This is a genomic window from Skermanella stibiiresistens SB22, assembly GCF_000576635.1.
Taxonomy (GTDB): Bacteria; Pseudomonadota; Alphaproteobacteria; order Azospirillales; family Azospirillaceae; genus Skermanella; species Skermanella stibiiresistens.
This window is the reverse complement of record NZ_AVFL01000002.1, coordinates 290,686-306,453: the sequence shown is the minus strand read 5'-3', so window position 1 is coordinate 306,453 and position 15,768 is coordinate 290,686. Positions and strand designations below refer to the sequence as shown.

Genomic DNA, 15,768 nt, shown 5'->3' with positions numbered 1-15,768 from the left:
GGGGAGGTCAGGAAATGGTCGTTTTGAAATTGAACGCGATCAGCAACCGCATCACGTCGTTGTCGTGCTCCGGCGGGACCGGCTCACGGGCGGACATCCAGTTATAAAGATCGGGATCGCTCAGTTCCAAGAGGCTCTCGTAACGATCCAGCTGCCCCGCGTCGAAACCCGGCAGGTGCCGGTCCGCGAAGCGCCCCAGCAGGATGTCGGCCTCGCGCGTGCCGCGGTGCCAGCTGCGGAAGGTCAGCCGTTTCCGCCGCACTTCCACCGTCTCGGCGGGCTTGCTGGTTTCGGGCGCATCGGCGGGGCTGGTCATGATGGGTCACTTTCAATGGCGTCGCGCCACGGATATAGCTCCCACCGCGCGATCTGTCAGCGTGATAACGGAGATGCGGCGTTTCAAAGCGCCAAGGTGACGCCGATCCTGCCCGCCGCCGCCATGATGTGCCGGGCCATCGCCTTGGCGGACCCGCCGGCGTCACCGGCGTTCAGCGCCGCCAAGATCGCCTCGTGCTCGTCCACCGTCTCGCCGATACGCTCCTGGTGGATGAAGGGCAGCCGCTGGATCTCGTCCATCACGCCATCGACCGTCCGGAACAGTTCCACGAACATGCGGTTGCCGCTGCGCTCGACGATGGCGCGGTGGAAGACGCTGTCGCAGTCCGCCGCCGCGATCAGGTCACCGGCCTCGACCGCGCGGCGCATGCGTTCGACAGACCGGCCAATCTCCGCCAAGGCGGGCTCGGCCGGCTGGACCGCCGCGAGGGCCGCCGCCCTGGGCTCCAGCATCAAGCGCGTCTCGTACACCTCCAGCGGTGAATAGCGATCGGCGAACCGCCATTTCGGCACATGCCGCCGGCCCGCGGTTTCGCCGCCGGCTCCCACCACGAAGACACCCCGTCCGACCTCGACCCGCACCAGCCCCAGCGTCTCCAGCACGGACAGCGCCTCGCGGAGCGACGCCCTGCTGATGCCAAGCTGTTCGGAAAGCTCCCTCTGCGCCGGCAGCCGTTCGCCAGGCGCCAAGGGACCTTCCAGGATCATCGCCTGAATCCGCTGAACAGCCGACTGGGGCACCAGCATCCTGCCGCCGATCCTGCTCATGCACCCGTTCCCCCTCAGCGATACCGTCGATCCCCGGACAACCCGTTTGGTCGCTTGACCCTACCTCCAAAACCGGCTCCAATCCACTGGTCTGGCCGGTCAGACCAGTTGCGGCGAAATGACGACGGGCTCACCGGCCACGGGGAACGGCCACCGTCCAAATTCCTGATCAATCAAGAATGATGTGAGGAGACGACATGCGCTCGACTTTTCTGAAGACGGCCCTCAGGTCGGCCGCCATCGCCGTGATGACCGCCGCTGGCGCCGCGACGCTGTCCGGCGCCGTCCAGGCCGCCGACCTGACGGTTGGCGCCAATATCGGCAACGTCCCTTGGGAGTTCCAGGACGCCACCGGGAAGAATGTCGGGTTCGAGATCGATGTGGTTGACGAGATCGCCAAGCGGATGGGCAAGACGGTCGAGATCGTCAACATCCCGTTCAACGGCCTGTTCTCGGCGGTCCAGTCGGCCCGAATCGACATGGCGGTGTCGTCCATCACGATCACGGAGAAGCGCCTCGACTCCGTCAGCTTCGCCCAACCCTATTACGACAGCGACCAGTCGCTGACCGTGTTGGCCAAGAGCGGCCTCGCCAAGGTCGAGGACCTGAAGGGCAAGGCGATCGGCGTCGACACCGGCTCGACCGGTGACATGTGGGCGACCCAGAACCAGGCGAAATACGGCTTCGGCGACATCCGTCGGTTCGAAGGGCTTCAGCCCGCCATGCTCGATCTCGCCTCGGGGCGGCTGGACGGCTATGTCAGCGACATCCCCGCCCTGCTCTACTACACCAAGGACAAGCCGCAGTTCAAAGTGGCCCAGCGCATCCCGACGGGAGAGCGCTACTCGATCATGTTCGCCAAGAACAGCCCGCTGGCACCGCAGGTCAATGACCAAATCACCGCCATGAAGAAGGATGGCACGATCGCGGCCCTGCACGAGAAGTGGTTCGGCGGCAAGCCGGAGGCCGGCACCAGCACCGCCGACGTCATGGACATGCCGAAGCCCAAGTCCTGACCTTCCGCCCTGAAGCTCCGGCACTGGTCCGTTCCTGACGCATGGATATCGTCGACACCTTCTTTAACTGGAGCGTGCTGCAAAGCTCGCTCCCCCTCCTGCTGCTCGGGTTGGGCACGACGCTCAGCCTGGGCGTCACCAGCATCGTCATCGGCTTGGTCGCCGGTCTGTTCCTGGCGCTGCTCCGGCTTTATGGGCCAAAGCCGCTGGCGGTGCTCGCCGTCGGCTATATCGACCTGTTCCGCGCCATCCCCATCCTCGTCCTGCTGGTGCTGATCTACTACGCCTTGCCCTTCGTCGGGATCAGGCTGTCGCCCTTCGCGGCGGCGACCTCGGCGCTGTCGCTGGTCAGCTGCGCCTACGCGGCGGAGATCTTCCGCTCCGGCATCCAGGCGGTGCCGCGAGGCCAGTTCGAGGCCAGCCAAGCGCTGGGGCTCAAGTTCTGGGGCATGATGTGGCATGTCGTGCTGCCGCAGGCGTTCCGGCTGGTCATCCCGCCGATCACCAACAACTGCATCAACGTCATGAAGGACACCGCGCTGGCGTCCGTGGTCGCGATGCCCGACCTGCTGAAGCAGGCGACACAGGCGCAGGCGCTGGCGGCCAACCCGACGCCGCTGATCGGCGCCGCCGTGATCTATCTCCTGCTGCTGCTGCCGATGGTGCGGATCGTCGGCTCGCTGGAGAAGCGCTTCGCCATTGGCCACCGCAAATGACCGGCCTCCATCTTGGCCCCCAACCCCTGACGGCGGAGGCGTTCGCGCCGTTCGGCGAGGTCGTGGCGGCCGGCGCCGGTTCCGTCGCCCGGGTCAACGACGGCAGGGCCGACCGCTTCGATGGTGTCGGCCGGCTGCGTCTCGATGCCTGTGGCACCACTCCCGTGGTGGCGATCTACCGGATCGACGCCTCGGCCCTGCCCCACCGCGTCCCGGTCCTGGAACGTCACCCGCTGAGCAGCCAACTGTTCGTGCCGATGACCGCCAGCCGCTACCTCGTCGTGGCGGTGCCTTCGGACGCGGACGGCGCTCCGGTCTCGGAGCGCGCGGTCGCCCTGGTCGCCTCGGGCGCCCAGGCGATCAATTATCGGCCCGGCGTCTGGCACTGCCCGCTGGTGGCGCTCGACCAGACCGCCGACTTCGCCATGGTCATGGCGCAGGCGTCGGAGCCCGCGGCCGATTGTGAATTCTTCGACCTGCCCGTGCCGCTGACGGTCGGGCCGACGCCTTGACAGGAGTTTAGTGGCATGTTGCCCGCCCTCGATCTCGACTTCGTCCGTTCCCAGTTCCCCGCCTTGAACGGCGACTGGGTCTTCTTCGACAACGCTGGCGGTTCGCAGACGCTGCGGACCGTCGCCGATCGGATCTCCGACTATCTGCTGACCAGCAACGTCCAGCTTGGCGCCAGCTACTCCGTTTCCCAGCGCTCGGGCGAGCGGGTGCGCGACGCCCATGCCGTCATCGCCGAATTCATCGGCGCCTCGCGTCCCGAGGAGGTCGTGATGGGGCCGTCGACCACGGCCCTGATGTACACCCTGTCGGCGGCCCTGGCCGAACAGATCGACGCCGGCGACGAGATCATCGTCACTGACTGTGATCATGAGGCCAATATCGGCCCGTGGCTCAAACTGAAGGAGCGGGGAGCCGCCATCAAGGTCTGGGCGACAAACCCGGAGACGCTGGAACTCGACCTCGCCGACCTCGACGCGCTGATGACGCCGCGCACCAAGCTGGTCTGCTTCACCCACGCCTCCAACATCCTGGGCACCATCAACCCCGTCGCGGAGATCACCCGGTTTGTCCACGAGCGCGGCGCCCGGGTCGTGGTGGACGCGGTGGCACTGGCGCCCCACCGCGCCGCCGAGGTGACGGAGTGGGATGTCGATTTCTACGTCTTCAGCTTCTACAAGGTATACGGCCCGCACCACGCGGTGCTGTACGGCAAGTACGACCAGTTGCTGGCGCTGCCCAGCTTGAACCACTTCTTCATCGGACGCACCGTGGTGCCGTACAAGCTCCAGCAGGGCAACGTGAATTACGAGTTGTCGGTCGGCTGCACGGCGATCGCCGACTACTTGGTCGAACTGGGTACCCGCACAGGCACCCAATCTGGCCGGCGCACCCAGATCCTGGCCGGATTCGACGCCATCGCCCAGCAGGAGGAGATCCTGGCGGAACGCCTGCTTGCTTATCTGCGGGGCCGCGACGATGTCGCCATCATCGGCCACACCCACGGCGACCGCGCCAAGCGGGTCCCAACGATCAGCTTCGTGGCGCGCGGCCGGCAATCGGACGACATCGTGACCAAGGTGGACGCCTCCAACATCGGCATCCGGTTCGGTGACTTCTACGCCCGCCGCCTGATCGAGCGTCTGGACCTGACGTCCAGGAAGGGTGTCATCCGGGTTTCCATGGTCCACTACAACACGGTGGACGAGGTGGACCGGCTGGTCCAGGCTCTCGACGGCGCGCTGTGACGCCCCTCAATCCACGCGGAAAGGACTTGTGATGGACAGCTTCGATTTGGTGATCCGCGGCGGCACGGTTGTCACCGCGTCGGAAACCTCGCGCTGCGACGTCGGCGTCCGCGACGGACGCATCGCGGCCCTGGCGGAACGCCTGTCCGGCGGCGCCCGCGAGATCGACGCAGGCGGCAAGCTGGTGCTGCCCGGCGGCATCGACAGCCATGTGCATATCGACCAGCCCTCCGGTGACGAGACGGTGATGGCCGACGATTTCGTCAGTGGCACCCGTTCGGCGGCGGCTGGCGGCAATACGACGGTGATCCCCTTCGCCCTCCAGAACAGAGGGCAGAGCCTGCGCGCCGCCGTCACCGATTACCACAAGCGCGCCGATGGCAAATGCCTGGTGGACTACGCTTTCCACCTGATCGTCTCGGACCCCAACGAACAGACGCTGGGCCAGGATCTGCCGGCCTTGGTTCGCGACGGCTATACCTCGTTCAAGGTCTTCATGACCTATGAGGACTTGAAGCTGAACGACCGCGAGATGCTGGAGGTGTTCGACGTCGCCCGGCGCGAGAGCGCGCTGGTGATGGTCCACGCCGAGAACTACGACGCGATCCGCTTCATGACCGAGCGGCTGGAACGCGCCGGCCATACCGAGCCCTATTTCCACGGCACATCCCGCCCGGCCCCGGTCGAGCGCGAGGCGACCCACCGCGCCATCACCTTCGCCGAACTGGTCGACGTTCCGATCATGATCGTCCACGTCTCGTCCGCCGACGCGCTCGAGCAGATCCGCTGGGCCCAGTCGCGCGGGTTGAAGATCTATGGCGAGACCTGCCCGCAATACCTCGTCCTGACGGCGGAGGACATGCGCGGCCTCAACATGGAGGGCGCCAAATACGTGTGCAGCCCGCCGCCGCGCGATCCGGAAAGCCAGGAGGCCTGCTGGCGCGGGCTGGCGAACGGCACCTTCGCGACCTACTCGTCCGACCATTGCCCGTTCCGCTACGACAGCCCCGCCGGCAAGAAGCGCAAGGGTGAGAAGACCGCGTTCCGCTGGGTTCCGAACGGCATTCCCGGTGTCGAGACGCGGCTGCCGATCCTGTTCTCCGAGGGGGTGGTCAAGGGTAGGATCGACCTTCAGCAATTCGTCGCCCTGACCTCGACCAACCATGCCCGGATGTATGGGCTTGGTGGCCGCAAGGGCACCATCTCGGTCGGCGCCGACGCCGACATCGCGATATGGGATCCGGAATTGCGCCGGCCGATCCTCCAGGAGAACCTTCACCACGGCGCCGACTACACGCCGTATGAGGGGATGGAGATCACCGGCTGGCCAACCACCGTGATCGTGCGGGGCGGTGTCGTGATGGAGGACGGGGTGATCGTTGGCCAGCCCGGTCATGGGACCTTCCTGAAGCGCGACCTGTCGCCCTTCGCGAAGCCCCAGGGCAAAAGCTGGCTGCCGGCCTAGCCTTCCCGACGAAGGCTACGGAACGACGCCCTCCGGCAGGCCATGGCAGTGGTCCGAAATGGCCCCCGCCGTGGTCAGCCAGATGTCGTCGCGGCGGCTGGCGATGTGGGCCAGCGCCCGCCGCAGGTGGCGCAACCGGTATGGTTGCCCGACGATATAGGCGTGGAGCGCGATCCCCATCACCAGCGGTCCCTCCCGCGACTGCTCCAGCATCTCATCGAACTGGTCGACGATCATGTCGGCGAAGTCGGAGGCGCCCATCCGCCGCCCGACGATCGCCGGAATGTCGTTGAGTTCCTGAGGATAGGGGACGGCCAGCAGCCGGCCGGCGCGGGTCCGGAGCCAGACCGGCTGGTCGTCCATGCACCAATCCAGGACATAGCGGTAGCCCCGCTCCGACAGGAGATCGGGGGTGACGCGGCTTTCCGAGATCCAGGGCCCCAGCCAGCCACTCGGCGGCTCGCCCTCATGCCGGGCGATGATATCGGTGCTTTCGGCGATCAGGGCGGCTTCGTCGGATGGGCTCAACGGGCCCTGGCGCTCGGCGTTGGTCCAGCCGTGGCCGACGAACTCGTCCCGCCGCCGGCGGAACGCGGCGAGCAATTCCGGGCAATAACCGTAGAGCGATCCATTGACGAGCACCGAGGCGGGCAGCGCCAACTGGTCGAACAGGTCGAGCAGGCGCCAAGCCCCTACGCGATTGCCATAGTCGCGCCAAGCGTAGTTCAACACGTCGGGCGGCGGACCGCCGGGGCACAGCTCGGCGCCCATCCCCTCGCCGAACGCGAAATGCTCCAGGTTCAGGCCGACATAGACCGCCAGCCGGCGCCTGTCCGGCCAGTCGTAGGCGGGCCGGCCCTTGATCGGCGAATAATCATAGCGTCCGTGGTCCGCCAGGGCCGGTCGACCGGCCGCGCTGGGTGGATCGCCGGTCATGTCCGCAGCCTCGCGACGCAATCGATCTCGATCTGGCCACCACCGATCAGCGACGCCGCCCCCGTGCAGGTGCGGGCGGGCAGGCGGTCCGGGTCGAAATAACGCGCGTAGACCGCGTTCATCCGGCCGAGCATGGTCAGGTCGGTCATGTGGATCGTGACCTTGACGACATCGGAGAACTCCAAGCCGATCGAGCGCAGCGCCATGCCCAGCAGATCCATCGCCTGGGCGCACTCCTCCTCGATCGTGCCGGGGACGACCGCGCCACGATCCGGATGGAAGGCGAGCTGGCCGGCCAGGAACGCGTAGAGTCCATCGGAGACCACGTGGCTATAGGGAGAGAGGGGTTTGCCGATCTCGGGAACGTCGTGATGGCTGAAGCTTTGACTTCTGTCCATGAGGGCCTCCTTGATGCCGGGAATGGTGAAAGTAACCGACCAATTCACGGGAAAGGAGTTGGGCAATTTGGCGCCCCTGTGACGCGTTAGCCCAGTCCCTCCGCCGAACGGTCTCACGGATTGACAGGCGCTACTCCGATCGGTTTCTCTCGTGTCAAAACAGCAATGGGAGGATTCGTCATGACCCCATACACGCGCAACCTCGCGACCCTGGCTTTCACGCTCCTATCGCCGCTCGGCCCCATGATCGGCTCGGCGGCGGCCCAGACGGCGGAAACGGCGCCATCCGGCGAGGTCCAGGCCGCACCGACCGTCGCCGTACCGGAACCGCGTAAAGCCGACATCTCGCGGGCCGTAGCCTGTCAGGTGCTGGTCAGCCAGTTCGACGATGGCGTGGCCGGCGCCAAGATCGATGACGCCGCCAAGACCGCGGCGCGCGCATTGCGTGGCGAAGGCAACAAGGCTTGCGGGGTCTGGGACTATGACGGGGGCATCGGCGCGTTGCGCACGGCGATCGCCGCTCTGGGCCGGCAGCCGGTGCGCTGAGGCCACCACAGGGCGGAGGTTTCGGCTAAAATTAGCGGAAACCTTAGTTCGTTGGTTACTTTTGCGGTCGCAGCATCACTGTGCGAGCCAACGGCGGTGGGAAGGCCGGCCAATCGACGGCGCTTCCTCCGCGGGCTCACACGTCACAGGGTCATCATGAAACTCAAGACCACCATAGCCGCCGGCTACTTCACGATCATCTGTCTCGTCGCCGTGGTCGGAATGGTGGGACTGGCCGGTTTGTACCGATACGCGGCCTCGGTGGAGCACGGTACGGCCGCGACGGGACTCTCCCTGGCGTTGGGGGAGGTCAGGGCGTTGGAGTGGAGCGCGTTGCGCGGCGACCTCACCGCGTCGGACGAGGCCAAGCGCCGCCTGGAGTCGATCGTCCAGCGCTTCGGTGATGGTGGCATGACGGCGGAACGCGCGTCCGCCGACCGTTACGCCCGCGCCTTCCACGCCTTCGTCGATGTCGAAGGGCGATTGCTGCAAGGCGACGCCGCCATTGGCCAGTCGGTTCAGCAACTTGGCACGCTTTCGGACCAGCTGGTGACCGCCCAGGTCAAGCTGGCCCGCGTCGCCGGACATGAACTGGAGGAGGCGGAAACGGCGGCGCGGCAGGCCAGCACGATGGCCGATCTCGTCCTGTCGATCCGCGATGACGTGGTGGACGCCCAACTCGCGGAAATGGCCTTCCTCAATCATCCCGATAGCAGCGAGATCACGCCGGCGCTCGAATCGCTGATGACCGCCGCCGAGCGGACCGTCGGACTGCCGCCAGACGATAGCGGGCCGGCGCTGGAGATCATCGAGGCCTATCTGCACTCGATCGGTGAGACCTCGGCCGCCCATGCCGGATACGAGAGCTATCGGGAAGTCATCTTCCGCCTCCTGAAGGAGATGGACGATCTGCACGCGGCATTGCCCGACGAGACATCCATGGAGGTCCGCGCGGAAGCCGGCGACCTGACCGCGTGGGCTTGGCGCGCGCGGGCCACCTCCACCATCGGCAACCCCGCCTCGGTGCCGGTGGTGACCCACCCCGAACTCCAGCCGATGAAGGCCCTGGCGACCCAGGTGATCGACCTGACCCGCCAGATGGCCGCCGCCCATTCGGAACTGCTCCAGCTCTCCACGGTGGACGAGGCCCAATCCCGGGGTATCGCCGCGTCGATGGAAGCGATCAAGGATCGGTACGTCGGTGTCCGTTCCGCCGCCGAGACCAAGGCGGTCGACGCCCGGTCCGCCTATGTCCGCTCCATGGCGGCGGCCGACCGGGGACGGCAGATCAGGACGGTGGCGCTCCAGGTGGCCCAGGCGCTGTCGGATCTCGCGTCCGGCAAGCGGCAGGTCATCCGCGAGGAGATCGCTGGGATGATGGCGCGGGTCACGGGCCATTTGGACGAGATCTCGAAGCAGACGGGAGACAACGAGCAGATCACCAGCATGCGGAAGTTGCTGCCGCCGTTGGAGGCTAGTTTCGTGGCGCAGATCGACTTGCAGGCGACCGCGATCCTGCTGGCTCGCGACATGAACGCCGCGGCGGTGGAGGCGTCCACCCAGTCCCGAACCTTCTCCGACGCCGGCCTGATCGCCGCGGAGGAAGGCAAGCGCGCCTCGGTCGCGTTCATCGTCACAACCCTGGCGGTCGCCATAGCGGCCGCGTTGGCCTTCGCCTTCATCCTCGGGCGCCACGTCTCGGTCGGCATCTCCCGCATGAGCGAGGCGATGGACGCCATCGCCCATGGCGCGCTGGAGACAACGATACCGAACCAAGGGCAGAAGGGCGAGTTGGGGCAGATGGCGGACTCGCTGGTCGCCTTCAAGGACAACGCGCGACTCCGCGTCGAAGCGGAGATCCTGGCCGAAAACGCCCGCGCACAAGCCGACACCGAGCGCCGGCAGGTGCTGGGCGACTTGGCCGGAACTTGCGAAAGCCGACTGCTGCCCCTGGCGCAACAGGTCTCCGCCGCGTCACGGCGGCAGATGGAGGATGCCCGCCAGTTGCTGCAAGTGGCGGAGCAGGCCATGAGACGGTCGGAAACCGTCGCCGACGAGGCCGGCATGACCGGCCGCAATCTTGGTGCCGTGGCGTCCGCGACCGAACAGATGGCAGCCTCCATCGCCGGCATCGCCGAAAACATGCTGGCAACCACCGGTCTGGCGCGGCGCAGCGTGACCGAGGCGGATCGCGTCAGGACCGACCTGGAAAGCCTGGTCCGGGTCGCCCAGAGCGTGGGCGACGTCGTCCTGCTGATCCGCGACATTTCCGAGCAGACCAACCTGCTCGCGCTCAACGCCACGATCGAGGCCGCCCGCGCCGGCGAAGCCGGCAAAGGCTTCGCCGTCGTCGCCAACGAGGTCAAGAACCTGGCCTCGCAGGCCGCGCGGGCGACCGAGGAGATCTCCGCCCGGATCGACGGCATCCGCCACGAGACGCTCAACGCGACCGAGGCGATCCGCGGGATCTCGGAAATCATCCAGCAGATGGACGTCGCGACCGGAACGGTGGCCGGAGCGGTCGAGCAGCAGCGTGGCGCCACCCGGGAGATCGCGCGGACCACGCAGAGCGTTTCCGGCAGCGTGCAGCGCATTGGCAGCGACATCGCCCTGGTCAGCGATCACGCCCGCGAAACGGAGACGGTCGCGCGGGAGCTGCAAAGCGCCGCCGAGCGGCTGGGTGGCGAGGCGACCGACATGGAGCATACCGTCAACGACTTCATCGCGTCCATCCGGTCGATCTGAGCGGCCGCGACGGGGTTCGCTTCCAACTTTCGGCCTCCGCCGCGAAGGCTGGCCAGTCGTCGTGGAGCCGTCCTTTTTCCGGCCCACTTCTATAACGAATTGGCACGCTGCGGTGTCATGCGCCTTCTGGCATCCTGCGACGCCATGATCGCGACACCCCAGTTCTCCCCGCTCCAGCCGCATTCCTCTTTCGCCATGACGCACGATCCTTATCTCGTGGCCCTGGCGGCGCTGATTTGCTTGTTCTCCTGCTACACCGCGCTGACCCTGATGGGCAGGGCCCGGGACGGTGTTGGCGCCAGATCCGGCCATCAGACCCCACGCGAAACGGTGGCGGGCTGGTCGTCACGCTGGGGGTGGTGCGCGGCGGCGGCGACAGTCGCGGGGTGCGGCACCTGGGCCACCCATTTCGTCGCGATGCTGTCCTGGTTTCCCGGCGTTCAGGTTGGCTACGACGTCACCCTGACGATCCTGTCGATCACGCTGGCGATTTGCGGCGCCGGTGTCGGCATGTCCTTGGCGGCGTGGGGAGTTCGGCGATTCGGATCGCGCGCGTCCGCGCTGGGGGGCGCCATCACGGGCGGCTCCATGGCCGGCATGCACTTCGTGGGCATGATGGCGATATACGCGCCCGCCCATCTGACCCACGCACCGTCGGCCGTCGTGATCTCCATCGCCTTGAGCGTTGGCTTGGCGACCGTCGCTTTCCTGCTGATCCGCAAGCGGGGATTGTCCAGAAGAATATCGGGCACGCTGGTCTTGATGACGTCCATCCTCGGATTGCATTTCACCGCCATGGCCGGACTGACGGTGCATCCCGACCCGACCTTGGCGCTGCCCGCCCACGTGATCGCGCCTAGATCGCTGGCGGTCGCCGTCGCGGCGGTGACGCTCATGATCGTGACCTTCGGCTTCGTCGGCTCGATCCTGGATCAGCATCTGGCGTCGCGGTCCCGCCGCGAGGCGCGCCGGCTCCGGGGATACATCGCCGAACTGGAGGCGACACAGCGCGAGTTGCGGGCGACCACCCGCGACTTGTCGGCGGCCCTGGAGGCCGCGGCGGCGGCCAGTCAGGCCAAGTCGCACTTCCTGGCCGCCATGAGTCACGAGCTTCGCACGCCGCTCAACGCGGTGATCGGCTTCGCCGACCTGATGATCAGCGAGGCCTATGGGCCACTAGGCGACGAGCGCTACCGGGAATACACCGGCATCATCCGGGACAGCGGATCCCACCTGCTCAGCCTGATCAACGACGTCCTGGATCTGTCGAAGCTGGACGCCAATCGACTCGATCTCTCGGAGGATGTGATCGACGTGCGCCGCATGCTGGCAGGCGCCGCCCGGATGGTCAGCGCCGACGCGGAGAAGTCGAACTTGACCATGACCTGCGAGCTGCCCGGTGAGGATGTGTTCCTGCGGGCCGACACCCGCAGGATCCGGCAGATCGTCCTCAACCTCCTGTCCAACGCGGTCAAGTTCACGCCAGCCGGCGGCTCGATCGAGGTCACCGCCGGTCCGCGTGGCGCCGGTTTCGAGATTTCGGTCACCGACACCGGGATCGGAATCGCGGTGGAGGATATCCCGATCGCGCTCGAACGCTTTGGCCAGATCGACAGCGCCTTCCACCGGCGCTACGAGGGCACCGGGCTCGGTCTGCCACTCGCCAAGCGTCTGATGGAGTTGCACGGCGGTACCTTGGAACTCGCCAGCACCTTCGGGACCGGCACCCAGGTCACCTGCGTGTTTCCCGCCAGCCGCGTCCTGAGCCGCGGCGACGCCCTGCGCCTGACGGGCGAAGTCACCGCCGGCGTCTGACCGGGCACCCCGCCCGGCGGATTCAGCCGGTGCCCTGGAACCTGCGCGGCGGCAACCTCGACACGGTTCCGGGCGCCTCTTGATGGAATGACCGGACCGCCTCGACGATCCGCCGGGCCAGCATGTCCGTCATATCCTGGCGGTCGGCCGCTTTGTCCGGTAGGATGATATCCACGTTGTGATCATGGCCAAGAGCGGTCGTCCTCACCACGACATGCTCCAGGCGCGGCCGAAGACGCCCCTCCAGTTTATGGGCGTAGTCGACGGGATCGAACTGGTCGTCCCAGGCGCGATCGGCGTTCAGGCGAGCCGTGCTCAGGGTGATTTCTATCTTGATCATGTCGTTCTCGACATCGGGCGTGACGAAATGCCTACCGTCCCGCGAGTATCCCCCACATCCCTCAACAAATCATTTCCCATCGGTGGACCGATCTCCCCGGCAAGACGCCCCGCCATGCCGTTGAGTCGCACCTGCCACCCAAACGCCATCCACCGTTTGATAAACCCGCCGAAATCAGCAGAATGACGCGCCGGTGGCCGTAGTCCCAACTCCCATCCCGGCCCTGCCGTCCGTCCCTATCCGGCTCATCGCGTGGAAACTGAAATGTCCAGACTGTCGTTCCCCAAGGAAAAGATCTCGATCCTGTTGCTGGAAGGTATCCACGAGAACGCCGTCGCCGAACTCGCGGAACACGGCTACACCAATGTCACCAAGCTGCCGAAAGCGCTGGACGAGGCGGATCTGGTCGAGCGCCTCTCCGGTGTCCACATGGTCGGCATCCGGTCACGCTCCCAGCTGACGCGATCCGTCCTGGAACGGGCCGACAAGCTGATGGCGGTCGGATGCTTCTGCATCGGCACCAATCAGGTCGATCTCGGCTTCGCGCGGCAACTCGGCGTTCCTGTCTTCAACGCTCCCCACAGCAACACCCGCAGCGTCGCGGAACTGGTGATGGGCGAGATCATCATGCTGATGCGCGGCATCTGGGATAAATCCCGCATCGTCCACCAAGGCGGCTGGGTCAAGTCGGCCAAGGACAGCTACGAGATCCGCGGCAAGGTGCTGGGCATCGTCGGCTACGGCCATATCGGTACCCAGCTCTCGGTGATCGCCGAGGCACTGGGGATGAGGGTCCGTTTCTACGACGTGCAGAAGAAACTGGCGCTCGGTAACGCGCAGCCCTGTCGAACCCTGGACGAGTTGCTGACCCTCTCGGATGTGGTCAGCCTGCATGTTCCCGACACCGCTCAAACCCGCGACATGATCGGGCCGGAGCAGATCCGGGCCATGAGGAAGGGCTCCTACCTGATCAACGCGGCACGCGGCAGCATCATCGACATCGACGCCTTGGCGGCCGCCCTGAAATCGGGTCACCTGCTGGGCGCCGCCGTCGATGTCTTTCCGGTGGAGCCCGCCAGCGACAACGAGGAGTTCATCAGTCCGCTGCGCGACCTGCCCAACGTGATCCTGACGCCCCATATCGGCGGCTCGACCAAGGAGGCCCAGGCCAACATCGGCAACGAGGTCGCGCGGAAGCTGATCGAATACTCGGATAACGGATCGACCATGGGTGCGGTCAACTTCCCCGAGGTCCAGTTGCCGGTCCGCGAAAGCGGCGTCCGCTTCCTGCACATCCACGCCAACGTTCCAGGTGTCCTGCGCAAATTGAACGAGGTGTTCGCGTCCCGGGGCCTCAACATAACCGGCCAGTACCTTCAGACCGACCCGTCAATTGGCTATGTCGTGTTCGACGTGGATGGCGAGGTCGATGACCAGGAGATCCTGGCGGACATGAGGGCGATCGAAGGCACGCTGCGTAGCCGGGTTCTTTACGACCGGCGCGTCTGACCCAAGGGCGCCGTCGCGTAGCGCGGCGCCCCACCCCAAAGAGGCTTCGATCACAGGGAGTTCGTCTCGCGCGCACCCCGTTTCTCCCGAGCCTCGCCCTCGTCGCCGGGCTGGTCATGCAAGGGGCTGCGCACCGAGACCCCGCTCGGGTTGGCACCCTCGCCTGGGCTGCGTGGATCACGGCGGCGCCAGCGCGCCTCCAGCCTGTTCATGACGGGCGTCACCGTGACGCCATGCACCAGGATCGAGACGGCGACGACAAACCCGGTGATGGACCACAGGAGTTGCTGCTCGGCCAACTCGGTATGGTTGACCGCGTAGGCGAGATAATAGAACGAGCCGATCCCCCGGATGCCGAAGAAGCCGATCACCGATTGCTCGGACAGCGGCAGACCGGTTGCCGCCAAGCCGATGAACCCGGCGATGGGGCGCACCAGGAACAGGAACGCCAAGGCCGCCAAAGCCGCCTGCCAAGTCAACGCGTTGAGCAGTCCCCCGGCGATGGCGCCGCCGAACAGGACCAGGACCACCATCATCAGCAGTTTCTCGATCTGCTCCGAGAAGGTGTGAAGCGACTCGTTGAAGTCGTGGGAACGTTCGGTGTGCCGAAGCGTCACGGCGGCGACGAAGACCGCCAGGAAACCATAGCCATGGACCAACTCGGTGACGCCATAGGACACCAGGGTGATCCCAAGCGCCGCCAGCCCCTCGCGGGTGTCCGCTATGCGGGCTTCGGCCGGTAGCCTGAACACCAGGAACCCCAGGAAGCGTCCGACCGCCCATCCGACCGTCAGGCCGGCCGCCAGTTTCCAGACGACGTCCAGTGCGAACCATTCCACCGTCCACCATCCCGGCGCCATGCCACCGGCGGCGGCAGCCGCCGCCAAGGCGATCGCCAGATTGGTGAACGGGAACGCGAGACCGTCGTTCAGTCCCGCCTCCGAGGTCAGGCTGAAGCGGACCTCGTCCTCGCCTCCGGATCGAGGCGGTCCGACTTGGATATCCGACGCCAGGACAGGATCGGTCGGCGCCAGTACCGCGCCAAGCAGGATGGCGCCGGGCAGCGAAAGCCCCAGCGTCCAGACGCCCAGAAGTGCGATGCCAAGGATCGACAGCGGCATGGTGACGGCCAACAGCAGCCAAGTCGTTCGCCACCGCCTCCAGCCAACCGGCCGGTCCAGCTTCAGACCGGCGCCGAGCAAGGCGATGATCACCACCAGTTCGGTGATCCGCTCGATGAAATTGGATTGGACGATGAAATTGGGATCCGGACCCACGCCGGGCGCCGCGAACAAGCCAAATCCCAGCAGAACGCAGAAAATCGGGAGGGAGAGCGGTGCGTTCCTCAGCAGCATCGGCAGCCATGCGATGCACAGGATGACGACGCCCAGCCCTGTCAGGAAAACGATGTACGGGTTCAT

At 66.2% G+C, this 15,768-nt stretch carries 15 protein-coding genes; 9 read left to right on the top strand and 6 right to left on the bottom strand.

All coding sequences use genetic code 11. From position 1 onward, the window contains the following. Positions 1 to 7: 7 nt before the first annotated feature. Positions 8 to 316: an FAD assembly factor SdhE gene (locus N825_RS04020; protein WP_037447211.1), complete on the bottom strand. Its 309-nt coding sequence runs from the start codon at positions 314 to 316 to the stop codon at positions 8 to 10. 83 nt (positions 317 to 399) lie between these two features. Continuing rightward, the gene (locus N825_RS04015) at positions 400 to 1,104 is read right to left on the bottom strand and encodes a FadR/GntR family transcriptional regulator (RefSeq protein ID WP_037447207.1); all 705 of its coding nucleotides are present in this window, start codon (positions 1,102 to 1,104) and stop codon (positions 400 to 402) included. A gap of 197 nt (positions 1,105 to 1,301) precedes the next feature. Here N825_RS04015 and N825_RS04010 point away from each other — a divergent pair, with 197 nt between their 5' ends. From N825_RS04010 to hydA, 5 genes are read left to right on the top strand one after another with little or no spacing between them, the layout of a single operon-like run. Next, entirely contained in the window at positions 1,302 to 2,120 is an 819-nt protein-coding gene (locus N825_RS04010) for a transporter substrate-binding domain-containing protein (protein ID WP_037447204.1), read from the top strand. 41 nt (positions 2,121 to 2,161) lie between these two features. Beyond that, positions 2,162 to 2,836 (top strand): amino acid ABC transporter permease, encoded by a 675-nt coding sequence (locus tag N825_RS04005; protein ID WP_037447201.1) that lies wholly within the window; start codon positions 2,162 to 2,164, stop codon positions 2,834 to 2,836. Then, entirely contained in the window at positions 2,833 to 3,348 is a 516-nt protein-coding gene (locus N825_RS04000) for an ureidoglycolate lyase (protein WP_037447198.1), read from the top strand. The genes N825_RS04005 and N825_RS04000 overlap by 4 nt, the downstream gene beginning before the upstream one ends. A 15-nt stretch (positions 3,349 to 3,363) precedes the next feature. Further along, positions 3,364 to 4,593, top strand: a complete 1,230-nt coding sequence (locus N825_RS03995) for a cysteine desulfurase-like protein (protein WP_037447195.1) — start codon at positions 3,364 to 3,366, stop codon at positions 4,591 to 4,593. 31 nt (positions 4,594 to 4,624) lie between these two features. Beyond that, complete coding sequence (gene hydA, locus N825_RS03990) at positions 4,625 to 6,058, top strand: dihydropyrimidinase (RefSeq protein ID WP_037447192.1); 1,434 nt, start codon at positions 4,625 to 4,627, stop codon at positions 6,056 to 6,058. Between the two features lie 15 nt (positions 6,059 to 6,073). Here hydA and N825_RS03985 read toward each other — a convergent pair whose 3' ends face one another. Together N825_RS03985 and N825_RS03980 are read right to left on the bottom strand one after the other, a co-directional pair. Next, the gene (locus N825_RS03985; protein ID WP_051511515.1) at positions 6,074 to 6,994 is read right to left on the bottom strand and encodes a polysaccharide deacetylase family protein; all 921 of its coding nucleotides are present in this window, start codon (positions 6,992 to 6,994) and stop codon (positions 6,074 to 6,076) included. Continuing rightward, a complete protein-coding gene (locus N825_RS03980; protein ID WP_037447188.1) occupies positions 6,991 to 7,392 on the bottom strand; it encodes a RidA family protein in 402 nt (133 codons plus the stop codon). Before N825_RS03980 ends, N825_RS03985 begins: the two co-directional genes overlap by 4 nt. Positions 7,393 to 7,572: 180 nt before the next feature. Between N825_RS03980 and N825_RS03975 the strand changes: the two genes are divergently transcribed. From N825_RS03975 to N825_RS36185, 3 genes are all read left to right on the top strand, one after another. Next, positions 7,573 to 7,938, top strand: a complete 366-nt coding sequence (locus N825_RS03975; RefSeq protein ID WP_157618967.1) for a hypothetical protein — start codon at positions 7,573 to 7,575, stop codon at positions 7,936 to 7,938. A 156-nt stretch (positions 7,939 to 8,094) separates the two neighbouring features. Then, a complete protein-coding gene (locus tag N825_RS36190) occupies positions 8,095 to 10,683 on the top strand; it encodes a methyl-accepting chemotaxis protein (protein ID WP_051511514.1) in 2,589 nt (862 codons plus the stop codon). A 117-nt stretch (positions 10,684 to 10,800) separates the two neighbouring features. Continuing rightward, complete coding sequence (locus tag N825_RS36185) at positions 10,801 to 12,498, top strand: ATP-binding protein (protein ID WP_051511513.1); 1,698 nt, start codon at positions 10,801 to 10,803, stop codon at positions 12,496 to 12,498. A 22-nt stretch (positions 12,499 to 12,520) separates the two neighbouring features. On the opposite strand, the gene N825_RS03960 is transcribed toward N825_RS36185, so the two are convergent. Continuing rightward, positions 12,521 to 12,838, bottom strand: coding sequence for a hypothetical protein (locus tag N825_RS03960; RefSeq protein WP_037447185.1), 318 nt, complete (start codon positions 12,836 to 12,838; stop codon positions 12,521 to 12,523). A 264-nt stretch (positions 12,839 to 13,102) separates the two neighbouring features. Between N825_RS03960 and serA the strand changes: the two genes are divergently transcribed. Then, positions 13,103 to 14,347: a phosphoglycerate dehydrogenase gene (serA, locus tag N825_RS03955; RefSeq protein WP_037447183.1), complete on the top strand. Its 1,245-nt coding sequence runs from the start codon at positions 13,103 to 13,105 to the stop codon at positions 14,345 to 14,347. Positions 14,348 to 14,397: 50 nt separating this feature from the next. Here serA and N825_RS03950 read toward each other — a convergent pair whose 3' ends face one another. Continuing rightward, positions 14,398 to 15,768 (bottom strand): cation:proton antiporter, encoded by a 1,371-nt coding sequence (locus N825_RS03950; RefSeq protein ID WP_063833610.1) that lies wholly within the window; start codon positions 15,766 to 15,768, stop codon positions 14,398 to 14,400.

Coding starts and splice junctions, on each gene's coding strand:
- N825_RS04020 (WP_037447211.1), bottom strand. CDS start 316: ATGACCAGCCCCGCCGATGCGCCCGAAACCAGCAAGCCCGCCGAGACG.
- N825_RS04015 (WP_037447207.1), bottom strand. CDS start 1,104: ATGAGCAGGATCGGCGGCAGGATGCTGGTGCCCCAGTCGGCTGTTCAG.
- N825_RS04010 (WP_037447204.1), top strand. CDS start 1,302: ATGCGCTCGACTTTTCTGAAGACGGCCCTCAGGTCGGCCGCCATCGCC.
- N825_RS04005 (WP_037447201.1), top strand. CDS start 2,162: ATGGATATCGTCGACACCTTCTTTAACTGGAGCGTGCTGCAAAGCTCG.
- N825_RS04000 (WP_037447198.1), top strand. CDS start 2,833: ATGACCGGCCTCCATCTTGGCCCCCAACCCCTGACGGCGGAGGCGTTC.
- N825_RS03995 (WP_037447195.1), top strand. CDS start 3,364: ATGTTGCCCGCCCTCGATCTCGACTTCGTCCGTTCCCAGTTCCCCGCC.
- hydA (WP_037447192.1), top strand. CDS start 4,625: ATGGACAGCTTCGATTTGGTGATCCGCGGCGGCACGGTTGTCACCGCG.
- N825_RS03985 (WP_051511515.1), bottom strand. CDS start 6,994: ATGACCGGCGATCCACCCAGCGCGGCCGGTCGACCGGCCCTGGCGGAC.
- N825_RS03980 (WP_037447188.1), bottom strand. CDS start 7,392: ATGGACAGAAGTCAAAGCTTCAGCCATCACGACGTTCCCGAGATCGGC.
- N825_RS03975 (WP_157618967.1), top strand. CDS start 7,573: ATGACCCCATACACGCGCAACCTCGCGACCCTGGCTTTCACGCTCCTA.
- N825_RS36190 (WP_051511514.1), top strand. CDS start 8,095: ATGAAACTCAAGACCACCATAGCCGCCGGCTACTTCACGATCATCTGT.
- N825_RS36185 (WP_051511513.1), top strand. CDS start 10,801: ATGCGCCTTCTGGCATCCTGCGACGCCATGATCGCGACACCCCAGTTC.
- N825_RS03960 (WP_037447185.1), bottom strand. CDS start 12,838: ATGATCAAGATAGAAATCACCCTGAGCACGGCTCGCCTGAACGCCGAT.
- serA (WP_037447183.1), top strand. CDS start 13,103: ATGTCCAGACTGTCGTTCCCCAAGGAAAAGATCTCGATCCTGTTGCTG.
- N825_RS03950 (WP_063833610.1), bottom strand. CDS start 15,768: ATGAACCCGTACATCGTTTTCCTGACAGGGCTGGGCGTCGTCATCCTG.